A 13962-nucleotide genomic window follows, 5' to 3' on the forward strand; every position below is an offset into this window, starting at 1 on the left:
CTGGTCTGGGCCGGTCTGTGGTGGGGGCAGGCTCCTGATATTTGATCGATCGCGGTGCCGTCGTGTGTCTAATGTGCGCAGGAAGGGCCTGGGGAGGCCCTCGGAGGGGGATCAGTCATGTCTTTGCACAGACGGAGAGGCTCTCGCGCATGGGGCGGGCTGGTGGGTACGGCGCTGATGGCGGGGGTGCTCACGACGCCAGCTTTTGGGGTGGACGATCCGGTGCCGCTGGCGCCGCGGATCACGAGCGACGGGCCGTACACGGAGTGCTCGGCGAACGACTGCGTTGGGCGGGGCGAGCCCGGGCTGGCGGGGATGTTCACGTTCCGGCCGAACGAGGCTGACGTCGATCCGGCGACGGGCAAGACGGACGTCACGGCCTACCGAGTGAGGCTGCAGAGCGAGTTCGGAGCCACGGTGATCAGCGGCGCCGAAGTGTCACATGCCGTGGTGCCGTCCGACGCCGGCACTCAGACTCTGGAAGTGGAGGCCAAGGACCGGGGCGAACGGTGGGGCGCTCCCACCTACTTCACTTTCCGCGTGCAGCCTGCGTCGGGTGCGGTGGGGCACTGGCAGTTCGCCGACCGTCCGACGGACCCGGGAGTGCACACCACGAAGGACACCGCCACCGAGGGAACGGAGCGCCACGATGCGACCCTCAAGGGCGGTGCGGGCTGGTCGGAGCTGGGCAGGCGCGGGGTCGGCGACTTCTCGCTCGACCTGAACAGCGCCGACCCGGCCAAGCGAAAGGCGTACGGGGCCACGAGCGGACCGGTGGCCGACACCAAGGATTCGTTCACTGTCTCGGCCTGGGCGTATCTCGCCGGTACGCAGTCGGATCAGGTTGTGCTCTCGGCACCGGGGAGGAGGGACGCGGCGTTCGCCTTGTACTACTCCGCCAAGCAGAAGAAGTGGGCCTTCGGCCGCGGCGCCAAGGACGAGATCGGCACGACGGATGTTGTCTCGTACGGCGATGCGGCGAATCCTCCGGCCCGCGTGTGGACGCATCTGGCCGGGGTCTTCGACACCAAGCGCGACACGGACAGGATGAACGACACCATCCAGCTCTTCGTCAACGGCCGGCCCCAGGGCCGGCCGGTGAATCTGTCCGCCGTGGCCCCGGCGTACGAACCCTGGACGTCTTCGAAGGGGCTTCAGATCGGCCGGACCAAGGACGCCGGCGCCTACCGGCAGTATTTCCATGGCTATCTCGACGAGGCGCAGGTCTGGCAGCGGGCGCTCAGGCCGGTGGACGTACAGCAGGTGTCGGAGCTCACGTCTGACGGAGGGCCCGCCACCGCGCTGGTGGCCGACTGGAACGCGGGGCTTTCCGCCGGCAGTGAGATCAAGGACGCGAGCGGCTACGCCAAGCCCGGCCTGAGCCTGTCGGCCGAGGGGGCGCAGCTTCGGGCGGACGAGTCCGGGCGGAGTCAGCTGGTCCTGGACGGAGTTCAGGGGTATGCCGCGGCTCCCGGTCCGGCGGTGGACGAGACCGGCTCGTTCACGGTCTCGGCCCGGGTACGGGTGGACAGTGCCAAGTGGGCTGCCAAGCCGTCCGGGTACCGCGCGATCGTGGCCGGTCAGAAGCTTGCGGACGAGTCGTCATGGGCGCTGGTGCTGAACAAGATCGATCCCGATGGCGACGGTGAGGATGTCACCGTATGGAGCTTCGAGCGGACCGCTGTGGACGCGGCGGGCAAGGTGACCGAGCGGGTCGTACTCCGGGCGGACTCCGGCATGGAACCGTCTGAGTTCGACACCCCGATCGATGTCTCAGGTGTGTACGACGCGACTGCGACCACGCCCGGTGAGCCGGATACATCCGGCAAGCTCAGGCTCTACATCGGAACAGTCCCGCAGATCGAGAAACCCCACGCCGGGCTCACGTCTCAGGCCCAGGGCGCGGGAGAACTGGCTTTGGGGCGCGGCGCCGACGGCGGCACCATGGACCACTATCTCCCTGGCAACCTGGACCGGCTGCGCATCTGGAGCGGTGCGATGTCGGCAGATGGTCTTCTGCACGCATTGGAATCGGCCGTGGTCAGCTGACGCGGACATGAATGGGCCCCTGCCGCCTGGCAGGGGCCCATTCGCGTTTTGCGGCGCTGTATCGACGGCTCCCCGGCGACGAGATCGGTGCACCCCTGGTCGACGCGGGGATCTTGCTTGGATTCCTGCCGGTCTGGGACGGTCTGTAGAGGGGCAGGCTCCTGCGATTGCAGCTTTTTACATCCGTACGTCATCGATCAGACGTGCGAAGCGTGCCTAGGGTTCCCCCACGGACTTCACATAGTCGTCCGTTCTGTGAAGGGTCTGGGGAGGCCCTTAAAGGGGGGTCAGTCATGCCTGCGGGTAGACGACGCGTTTCTCGTGCTGTGGGGGCATTGGTGGGCGCCGCGTTGGTGGCCGGTTTTACGCCTGCCCTGGCGTTCGGGGCGCCAGCCTTGAAGGCGCCGAGCGCGGCCCCGGAGGCAGAGCAGTCGGCTGACCAGTCCGCGTCGGCGCGTGCCGCGGCCTCAGGGCAGCCGGTCGAGGTGGTCGAGGAGCGCACCGAGTACGCAACCACCATGGCCAACCCGGACGGTACCTTCACGCTGACCCAGTCGACCCGGCCTCAGCGGGCCCGGGCCAAGGACGGCTCCTGGCGGGGTATCGACGTCACCCTGGAGCGCCGGTCGGACGGAACGGTCGGCCCGAAGTCCGCGGTGGTCGACCTCGCGTTCTCCGGCGGAGGCAGCGCCAAGCCCGTGATCACCCTTGGCGGCAAGCGAGGCTCGCTGTCGCTCGGCTGGCCGGGGGCGTTGCCGGAGCCGCAGCTCTCGGGAGCCACCGCCATCTACCCGGAGGTCTTCAAGGGGGTTGACCTGAAGCTGACGGCGACCGCCGAGGGCTATCGCGAGGTGCTGGTGGTCAAGTCCGCGGAGGCAGCCGCCAACCCCGAGCTCGAGCGGATCAAGTTGACCGTCAAGGGGGATGGCCTGGATGTCGCGCCGGGGGCAGGCGGCGGCTTGCGCGCGATCGATGCTGACGGCAATGCGGCCTTCACGGGTCCGGCCGGGGTGATGTGGGACTCGGCCGGCGACGCTGGGGCCGCGCCGCAGCTGGTACGTGCAACGGACGGGGCCGAGAAGCCGGAACCGTCGAAGGAGGACCCGAACCGTCCGGGCGCGGGCGACGCCAGCGCGGAGCTGCCAGTGCAGGTGGACGGCAACGCGGTGGCGGTCAGGCCGGACCTGGACCTGCTGCGGGGCGAGAAGACGGTCTACCCCGTCTTCATCGACCCCCCGATGGGGGCGGCCCTGCAGGAACGCACCGTACTCTCCTCGGACGGCGACCGGTTCTGGAACTTCGACGGCGACTACGGGGTCGGCAACTGCAGCCATCTTGGCCCCTGGTACTGCGGCAGGGACTACACCAACCGCATGTACTTCGAGTTCGCACCCACGAATCTGGCGGGCAAGTACGTGGTGGACGCGGTCTTCCGCGCGCACGAGACCTGGTCGTTCTCCTGCACGCCCCACGAGGTGGACCTGTGGCGCACCAACAACATCTCGGAGGGCACCAGGTGGCCGGGCCCTGGGCAGCTGGACTTGATGGGCGACCGAAATGTGTCCGCGGGACGGGGCACAAACTGCTCACCCGAACAGCCCGACAGCTGGGTCGAGTTCCACGACAACCCCGCTGAGGGTGACGAGAATCTGACCTCCACGGTGCGGTCGTTCGCCGACGGGAAGTTCTCGCGGCTGACGTTGATGCTGCGCGCGAAGGACGAGGGCGACCCCGATGCGTGGAAGCGGTTCGACGACAACGCCGCGCTGACAATCAACTATGTGCCCAAGCCGGGGACTCCGGTACCCGTCGGTGTTATCCCGGGCACTGGCACCGTGTCCGAGTGCGCTCGGGACTACCGCTATCCGGAGGCCGTCACTGTTTTGACCCCTACTGTGGTAGCGGGGGCGCAGGCGCTTGTGCAGCCCGCGTCAAACGGGTTCAAGGGCGCGCTGCGCGTGGTGTTCCAGGCGCACAGGTCCGACGGCTCCACCTGGCTCAACACCTGGGGCCCCGAGACCATGCCTGAGGCACCGGCGTACAGCCCCGACGGCACCTTGCTCAGCAAGCAGATGACCCAACGGCAAGAGGGCACGCTCTACCGGGTCCGAGCGGTCACCCAGTCCTTCTGGACGCACGAGGGCGTGACCCAGCACATGGACTCGGCTCCCACGGACTGGTGCTACTTCAAGGTCGACACCACGCTTCCGAAGGCCCCTGTGATCACGGGTGGAAGCCCGTACAAGGAATGCGTGACCGGCGGGCAGTGCGAGGAACGGGGCGGGCCTGGCGTCACGGCCACATTCTCCTTCGCGCCGAATGCTGCCGATTCGGACATCAAGGCGTACCTGTGGCGGTGGCACGGGGAGAAGGCGGCGACGAAGGTTCTCCCCTCCCAGGCGAAGTCGGTGCTCGCAACACCTCCTGACGCCGGCATCCAGATTTTGGAGGTTCGGGCCACAGATATCCGCGACCGCTGGGGTGATCCGGCAATCTACAAGATCAATGTGGCTGAGGCTGAAGGCCCGATCGGGCGTTGGAGGTTCGACGACGGTGCGGGAACGGATCGGACCAGCCCAGACTCCGCGGAAGTTGGAGCTACTCGACATGACGCAACGCTCTATACGGGCGGGGCTTTGTGGGACAAACGGGCCCGGCGCGGCGCGGGCGACTTCTCGCTGGGACTGAATAGTGAGGACCCCGCACAACAGCAGGGATACGCCGCCACCACCGAGCACGTGGTGAACACCCGGGACTCGTTCACTGTCTCCGCGTGGGCATATCTGACGGACACGAGTGCCAATCAAGTGGTGCTCTCTGCTCCCGGTGATCAGGACACGGCGTTCACGCTGTACTACTCGTCCGGCAGGAAGCGGTGGGCGTTCAACCGCGGTGCCCAGGACAAGAGCACCACCCCCGATGTCATCTCCGAGGGCGACACGGTGAATCCCCCCGCGGGAGTGTGGACGCATCTGGCAGGGGTGTTCAACACCAGGGGGAACACAGACAAGGCGGACGACACGATTCAGTTGTTCGTCAACGGCATCCCGCAGGGCACCGCTCCGGTGAAGTTGTCCGAGAAGGCTCCGGAGTACGAGCCGTGGACATCCACCTATAGCCTGCAATTCGGGCGCACCAAGGCCGCCGGTACTTTCCAGCAGTACTTCCACGGCTACGTAGATGAAGTGGCCGTGTGGCGCTACGCCCTCAACGAGCACGCACTGCTTCAGGAAGCCCGGCTGCTCAAGGCCGGCGGGGCAGAGACCGAACTGGTGGCGCGCTGGGACGCGGTAACTGCCACCGGCGCTGAGGTGACAGACAAGTCGGAGTACAAGCGGACTGCAATGAAGCTGTCCGCCGGAGCGGTACTGGGCGGGGACGACAACGCGCTTGTCCTGGACGGCAAGGCGGGTTCCGCCTCCACCAACGGCCCGGTGGTTGACGAGAGCGGCTCGTTCACGGTCTCGGCTCGAGTCAAGCTGAACCCTGCCGAACTGGCCACGAAACCCGATGGCTACCAGGCACAAGTGGCCGGACAGCGCGCCGGCGCAACGTCCGGCGAGTCCTCTTGGGCGCTGTGGCTGGTGAAGATAAAGGCTGATGCGTACCAATGGCGCTTCACCCGCACCGTCATCGGCACAGACGGAAAGGCCACGCAGACCGCTGAGGCGACTCCCAGAACGGAATTCGCCGACGTGTCAGAGACAGCCGACTGGGTGGACGTCACCGGCGTATTCGATGCCCATGAGGAATGGCAGTGGGCCGACGCGGACGACCCCGACAAGACTGCTTCAGGCACGGGCAAACTGCACCTCTTCGTCGGCTCCGAGGACAAGGACGTCCGGACCAATCCTGGCTTGACGGCCTCGCAGCAGGGCAGCGGCGAGTTGACGATGGGCCGGGGCAGCGGCGGCGGAAGCACAGGTCACTACCTGCCCGGCAAGCTGCAGCTACTGCGTATCTGGACAGGTGCCATGAGCGCGGACCAGGTCGGAGAGCAAGTGGTGAACTCGGACAGCCCTGTCTAGCGACTCGGAGCGCAGCGCGCCGGACCGAAAGACCACCACTGAGATCAACCGGGGCGTCCCGGCCATGACGGGCCGGGACGGTGGACGGGCAGGCCTGAGGCCGGCCCACAGTAGGGGCGGGAATGAAGCAGTTCGCATCGGCACACCACGACGGCAGACGTGTTCGACGGGCCAGAGGACCCTGGATCCGGAGAGTCGCCGCGGTCGTCGGCTTCGTGTTGCTCCCGGGCTTGGTCACGCCGGTGGCCTCCGCCACGGAATCCGCAGTCAGGGAGGGCCGACCGAAGCCTGCGGAACACCGTCCGGACAAGGTGTCGCCGTTCATCCCGAAGGTGGATGAGAAGACGGCGGCGGTCATGAGGAAGACCGCTGAGGCGGGCCGTGCGGATGCTGCCCGAGCCAAGCGGGAACAGGGCCGCACGGTGTCGTGGCCCACGGCCGGTGCCGTGACCCTCAATGGGGCCAAGCCCGGTACGGCCAAGGCCACCCCCGGTGGTCTGCCGCTCACCCTTGAGCCTGTCAGGGTCGGCAGGGGTGCCAAGGCGGTCAAGGCCGCCGACACGGTCAAGGCCACAGTCCTGGATCAGAAGCAGGCGGCCAAGCTCGGGGTCAAAGGCATCGTCCTGTCCGTCACCGGACCAGCGGCCGGTGGATCTGCCCAACTGGGCATTGATTACGCCGCGTTTGCCTCGGCCTACGGTGGCGACTGGGCCGGTCGTCTGCAGGTACAGCGTCTTCCGGAGTGTGCGCTCAAGACGCCGGATGCATCGAAGTGCCGGTCCCGCACGCCGCTGGAATTCACCAACCACCGCAAGAAGAACCGTATCGACGCCCAGTTGGCCTTTGCCTCGCCTCCCTCGACCCAGGCCAAGGATTCCGCATCGGGTCAGACGATGGTGCTGGCGCTGGCGGCAGGTACCGAGTCGGGCGGTGGTGACTACAAGGCCACCCCGCTTGCGGCTTCATCGACGTGGGAGGCCGGCGGTTCGTCCGGCACGTTCACCTGGTCGTATCCGCTGCGTACGCCTCCGGCCGCGGCGGGCCCTGCCCCGGATCTCAAGATCTCGTACGACTCGGGGAGCGTCGATGGCCGCACCGCGTCGACGAACAACCAGGGGACGGTCATCGGCGAGGGCTTCGACATCACCTCGTCCTACGTCGAGCGCAAGTACGGCTCGTGTGACGACGACGAGCAGGCGGACAAGTTCGACCTGTGCTGGAAGTACGAGAACGCCTCCCTGGTCCTGAATGGCAAGGCCACCGAGCTGGTCAAGGACGACACCAGCGGCCAGTGGAGATTGAAGGACGACGACGCCTCCACCGTCATTCATCACGCCGACGCCGACGGCGCCGACAACGGCGACGACAACAAGGAGTACTGGACCGTCATCACCGGTGAGGGCACCAAGTTTCACTTCGGGTTGAACAAGCTGCCGGGTTCGACGACCCAGGCCACCCAGTCGGTGTGGACGGTGCCGGTCTTCGGCGACGACGCCGGCGAGCCCGGCTACAGCCAGAGCAGTAACTTCGCCGGCCGGGCGGAGAAGCAGGCCTGGCGGTGGAACCTCGACTACATCGAGGACACCCACGGCAACGCCTCGTCGTACTGGTACGCGGCAGAGACCAACAACTACGACATGCTCGGGGACGACACGGTCGGAACCCCGTATGTGCGCGGCGGCATCCTCAAAGAGATCCGCTACGGGCAGCGCAAGGACACTCTCTTCGCCTCCCCGGCCGGGTCCAACCGAGTGCTCTTCGACTACGCCGAGCGCTGCGACAAACCGTCCCCGGGCTGTGACTCGCTGACCGAAGGCACTCGGGACAACTGGCCGGACGTGCCCTTCGACGTAGAGTGCAAGGCCGACCTGAAGTGCACTGGCAATGTAAGTCCCGCCTTCTACACCCGCAAGCGCATGACGGGCATCACCACCCAGGCCTGGGACGCTGCCGCTGCCACCCCTGCCTACGTTCCGGTGGACTCTTGGGCGCTGAAGCAGACCTATCTGGATCCGGGCGACACGGGTGACTCCACCGACCAGTCACTGTGGCTGTCGGAGATCCGCCACACCGGCGAGCGCGGTACGGCCATCTCCTTGCCGCCGGTGAAGTTCGGACACGAGTTCCGCGCGAACCGGGTCGACGGGAACAGCGACAACATCCTTCCCCTCAACAAGCCGCGCCTGTACACGATCACGTCCGAGACGGGCGCTCAGACCATGGTCACCTACATGCAGGCCGACTGTCTCGCCGGTCAGGCCAAGCCGAAGGTCGACACCAACACGCGCCGCTGCTACCCGGTCTACTGGTCTCCGAACGGTGCCAAGGAACCCACCCTGGACTGGTTCCAGAAGTATCCCGTCGCAGCGATTGTCACGAACGACCCGCGCGGCGGCTCCCAGGCGGTCCAGCACAACTACACGTACTCGGGTGGTGGTGCCTGGCACTACAACGACGATCCACTGACCAAGGAGAAGGAACGGACCTGGTCGATCTGGCGCGGCTTCGAGAAGGTCACGCACGTCACCGGTGCCTCTGGCAAGACTCAGTCCAAGACGGTCAGCGTGTACCTGCGCGGTATGAATGGCGACCGGGTCCTGGGCGCGGACGGCAAACTCGACGCTGATCAACGAAAATCCGTCACGGTTACCGGTGTAAAGGCTCCAGAACTCACTGACAGCGAGCAGTACGCCGGCTTCACACGCGAATCGGTGACTTACAACGGAGCCCAAGAAGTCTCCGGCACGGTCAACGACCCGTGGTCGAAGCGCACCGCAACGCAGCACAAGTCATACGCCGACACCGAGGCCCATTTCGTCCGTACCGGTGCCTCCCACGCTCGCACCAACATCACCAGCAGCGGCACCCCGAAGGACCGGGTCCGTACGACGGAGATGCTGTACGACGCATACGGCATGGCCTACCAGGTCGAGGACAAGGGCGCGGACGACGTTGCCGACGACGAGAAGTGCACCGTTACCTGGTTCGCGCGCAATAACAATGTCGGCATCAACTCCCTGGTCGCGCGAGTGCGCACCACCGCGGGAATCTGCGTCCCCGACGCCTTGCTGAAGTTGCCCACCGACTCCGCCAACCCCGGCCCCGTCATCTCCGACACCGCCACCGCGTACGACTCCACCACGTGGTCGGCCTCGCAGGAACCGAATCTGGGCGAGGCGCGCTGGACGGGACGTGTCAGTGGCTACGCCCTTGGGCAGCCCATCTGGCAGAAGACGGGCACCATCACTTACGACACGCTCGGCCGCCCGCTGACGGTCAAGGACACCAACGACACCACCGTCACCACCAGCACCTACACTCCGGCGGCCGCTGGTCCTTTGACCACCACAACGGCCGCCAACGCCAAGGGCCACAAGACCACCACGCTTGTCGACTTCGCCACGGGAGCTGTCAGGAAGGTCACCGACGCCAACGGCAAGATCACCGAGTCGGAATATGACGCTCTGGGCCGCGTCACTCAGGTGTGGCTTGCGGACAGCCCCCGGCTGTTGAACAACAGCCCCAATTACGTTTACAAGTACGGCATCTCGGCAACCGATCTGCCGTGGGTGTCCACCGCCACCCTCAAGGGCGACGGTTCCGGATACGACACCGTCTACGCGATCTACGACACGCTGCTGCGACCACGCCAAGTCCAGAGCCCTTCACCGTTGCTCGGCATGACGGTCGCACAGACCCTGTACGACGAGCGGGGCCTCGCGGCATCGACGCAGGCGGACATCTGGGCGTCGGACAAGAAGCCGTCCAGCACGATCATGCAGACCGACGGTGGGCAGCCTCCGCTGCAGACCGACACCACGTATGACGGGGCAGGCCGCGCAGTGACGGCGGTCACCAAAGCCAGAAATGTCACCCTCTGGACCATCGACACCACGTACACCGGCGACACGGTTTCCACCAGTGCTCCGAACGGTGGTCAGGCCACGGCAGCGGAAACCGACGCTTTCGGGCAGACGGTGAAGCGTCGCGAATACGGTGGACCGAAGCCGACCGGCACCGACTTCACGGAGACCTCGTACACCTACACCCCGGCCGGGAAACAGGCCACCGTCACCGGCCCCGATCAAGCCGTGTGGTCTTACACGTACGACTTGTTCGGCCGTCAGACCAGTGCCACCGACCCTGACAAGGGCACCGGCACCACCAAGTACAACGAACTCGACCAAGCCGTCAGCACCACCGACGCGCGCAGCAAGACCCTGGTTTCTGAGTACGACAGCCTCGGTCGCAAGACGGGATTGTGGGACGGCACAAAGACTGACGCCACCAAACTGGCCGCCTGGACCTTTGACACGCTCCGCAAGGGCCAGCAGGACACCGGCGTCCGCTATGAGAACGGCGTCAATCAGACCAACAGCAGGGCCTACACCAGCAAGGTCACCAAGTACGACGAGCTCTACCGGGTCGCCGGAAGTCAGTTGATCCTGCCTGACAAGGAACCCCTCGTCGAGGCCGGAGTTCCCCAGACCCTTTCGTTCTCGGCTCAGTACCACCTCAACGGCAGCATCAAGCAAGTCAGCCATCCGGCTGTTGCCGGCCTCGCTGCCGAGAACGTCTTGAACACGTATGACTTCGCGGGAGTGGGCCTCCAGAAGTCCTCAAGCGGAACCTCCGGCTATCTCCAGAGTGCCAAGTACACGCCGTACGGCGACGTCGATGAACTCCTCCTCGCCGCCGACCCGACAGCGGCGAAGAAATTGACTCTCGACTTCGGCTACGAAGAGGGCACGCGCCGCCTGAAGACGTCTGTCGCCAGTGCATCCGGCAATCCCAATCCTCTGCAGGAACTCGCCTTCAAACAGGACGACGCAGGGAATGTCACGTCGATCCTTGACACGGCTACTCAGGGCGGTACGTCCAAGGCCGACTACCAGTGCTTCGCCTACGACGGCCATCGCCGTCTGAGCGAGGCATGGACGCCGAAGACCGCGGACTGCGCTGCGAGCGGCCGCATGACGGCGAACCTCGACGGCGCCGCCTCGTACTGGTCGAGCTACACCTACAACGACGCGGGCCAGCGGAAATCCGAGACCCAGCACACGGGTTCGGGCGATGTCACGACGGCGTACACTCACGGCACTGCCCGCAAACAGCCCCACCCATTGGTCAAGACAGTCGTCGGCACCAAGACCAACGACTACGCGTACGACGAGGTGGGGAATACCACCAGCCGGCCCGGCACCCAGGCGCAGCAGACCCTGACCTGGAACACCGAAGGCAAGCTCGTCGGCACGACCGAACCGGCCGCCGGCAACAAGCCCGCCACAGGCACGAGCTACCTCTACGACGCCAACGGCGAGCTCCTGATTCGGCGCAACACGACTGGCGACGGCGACACGGTCCTCTACGTCGGCGGCAACGAAGTCCGCCTCACCACCAAGGGTGCGACGAAGACCCTGTCCGGTACCCGCTACTACGCGGCGGCCGGCCAGACCGTCGCGGTCCGCACCGCCACGGTGGGAACCACGGGCACCAAGCTCAGCTTCCTTGCTGGCGACCACCACGGCACCTCCAGCCTCGCGGTGGATGCGACCACGCTGGCGTTTACGAAGCGCTACACGACGCCGTTCGGCACCCCGCGCGGCACGAAGCCCACGGCGTGGCCCGACGACAAGGCATTTCTGGGTAAGCCGGCCGACGCCACCACCGGCCTCACCCACGTCGGCGCCCGCGAATACGACCCTGGAATCGGTCAATTCATCAGCGTTGACCCCATCCTCGCCCTCGACCAGCACCAATCCCTCAACGGCTACAGCTACGCAAACAACACCCCCGTCACATCCAGCGATGCCACAGGCCTGTGGTGCGACAGTTGCAACGATGGCGCGGGATGGACACGTCCAGACGGCGGAACTCAAGGGGACCCCGACGGCGGAAAGAACAACGACGGAAGCCCACGTGGCACGGGTGGAGGCGGTGGCGGAACCGGCGGCGGTGGCGGAACAGCCTCCACGGACATTGGCACCGCTGCGGCTGACTATCGGTGTGGATTCGTCGGCTGCAGTACGGCTGGCGGAACAGGATACGGCACTGCCATAGACGACATATACGTCTATCACGGCGATCCGGTGCCGGATGGTCATGATTGGCTGATGGCCAGGGGGAAGGAATTCTTTGGGCTGGATTCCTATGAAGCCTGTAAGGGGGGGAGTGCCGATGCGTGCCTGCAATTCGGCATAGACCTAGCATTTGCCGCAAAGATGAAATTTGCGGCGAAAACGGCGGAGGGAATTGTTGATCTCGCCGAAGATGCCGCGAAGGGCTCGGATAAGGGGGCCGCGGGGAGTAAGGCGCCCGCTATTTGCACTCAATGTTTCCTGGCTGGAACTGAAGTGCTCATGGCGGATGGATCGGCGAGGGATATCGAAGACGTTGAACTCGGCGACATGGTTCAGGCTACCGATCCGGAGACAGGAGAGACGGGCCCGCGGGAGGTTGTCAGTCTTATCGTCACCGAGGACGACAAGCACTTCAATAGGCTCTCCATAGCGACGAAGGGTGGAATGGAGGGGCTCACTGCAACGTACGAGCATCCGTTCTGGTCGCCGTCTGAGCATCGCTGGGTTGAGGCTCGCCAGCTAGAACCTGGGATGACGCTCCTTACTAACGACGGCGATACTGTCACGATCACGGCGAACCACCCCTTCAGCAAGCGCGCGAGGACATACAACCTGAACGTCGACGACCTGCACACGTACTATGTGCTGGCAGGCGTCACTCCTGTCCTGGTTCATAATTGCAACAACCTGGTTGCGGATGACGCTCGATTCTCGGCTGCGCATGTACTCGACGAGCATGTGAATATAAGTGACCAGCGGCTTGTTCAAATGGCGCAATCCTCGGGAGTGAAGTCTCGCTTCACTGATCTCCAGACGGCCCAGCAGGTTGTCGACTATGGCATTGCGTCAAGCCAGAAGCGCATCAGTAACTGGCTTCGAGGTGGAGGGGTAGGGCCACTGGAAATCAAGGGAAGATTTGGCGCGAATAACCCGATTGGGGTAAGGGCAGACGCCGGTGGTTCAATCGTCCCGACGGGGAACGCGTACACGATGGTTCTGCAGCGAGCCCCTGGCCATCCGGGTGGATATTATGTCTCGACGGCCTACCCGAGGTAGGAGATCCTTAATGGGTAGCAGATTTACCGAGGATGACTTTGGGATCACGCACCTCGCCTCTCTATTCCACCAGGACTGGAGGATGTCCGGAAGTGCTCGTGACGTGGTCGTGGACTATGTTGGCCAGACGTCAGCTCCCTACGCTGTGGCGCTAGCTGAAGATGCGCTCAGGCTGATGGCAAGCGGCGCCGCTGGCACAGTGGAGACACTCTGGGAATGTATAACGGGTTCCAACTATCGTCTCGATGTCAATGAGGTCAATGGGTTGGATTGGGTTCGAGAAATCGCAGTTATTTGCGAAGCGAGCCTCCGTGGAGCTGGCCTGCCCGCATCGCGCGAAGTCGGAGAGAGTTTGTACGGCGGACTCACTGAAAGGGTAGTAGCGGAAATTGACGAAATCGGCCCTGCCCTAGTCGAGACGATTGAACGAAACTCGTGGAAGGGTATTCCGTCTGCCACCTCGGAGCTGAGAAAATGCGCTACGGAGATCTGTCCAGAGCTCGCTTTCAGAATCTTCCTGAGAGTTCTGATGGAGTATTCGTTCAATATTAATCGGCGCCAGTACGTCAGGTTTGTTGAACTGGGGCACGAATTCTCCTACGGGGACTTCGTGGTGTCGCGGACTGAATTCCTCATTCAGTAAATGCCTGACCGGATCGGGGCTGTTTCGGCTGAAATGGCAGGTGGTCACGTTGCCCGACCCGATCGGGATCACGCTGGATACGGAGCCGCTCAAGAGCTGGGTTCGC

The 13962-nt window shown here is 64.8% G+C and carries 4 protein-coding genes; all 4 read left to right on the plus strand.

Annotation, left to right across the window (positions count from 1 at the left end):
* Nucleotides 1-162 precede the first annotated feature (162 nt).
* The 4 genes from ACQEVG_RS05330 to ACQEVG_RS05345 all read left to right on the plus strand — a co-directional run bounded on the left by ACQEVG_RS05330 (nucleotide 163) and on the right by ACQEVG_RS05345 (nucleotide 13856).
* Nucleotides 163-2049 carry a LamG domain-containing protein gene (locus tag ACQEVG_RS05330; RefSeq protein ID WP_432977774.1) on the plus strand — a complete coding sequence of 629 codons (1887 nt, stop codon included), beginning with the start codon at nucleotides 163-165 and terminating at the stop codon, nucleotides 2047-2049.
* Nucleotides 2050-2444: 395 nt separating this feature from the next.
* Nucleotides 2445-6077, plus strand: a complete 3633-nt coding sequence (locus ACQEVG_RS05335; RefSeq protein ID WP_432977777.1) for a LamG domain-containing protein — start codon at nucleotides 2445-2447, stop codon at nucleotides 6075-6077.
* Between the two features lie 122 nt (nucleotides 6078-6199).
* Complete coding sequence (locus tag ACQEVG_RS05340; protein WP_432977780.1) at nucleotides 6200-13213, plus strand: polymorphic toxin-type HINT domain-containing protein; 7014 nt, start codon at nucleotides 6200-6202, stop codon at nucleotides 13211-13213.
* Between the two features lie 10 nt (nucleotides 13214-13223).
* On the plus strand, nucleotides 13224-13856 hold the full coding sequence (locus tag ACQEVG_RS05345; protein ID WP_432977783.1) for a hypothetical protein: 633 nt from the start codon (nucleotides 13224-13226) through the stop codon (nucleotides 13854-13856).
* Nucleotides 13857-13962 lie beyond the last annotated feature (106 nt).

This window comes from Streptomyces sp. CA-135486, assembly GCF_050936555.1.
In the GTDB taxonomy this organism is placed as follows: Bacteria; Actinomycetota; Actinomycetes; order Streptomycetales; family Streptomycetaceae; genus Streptomyces.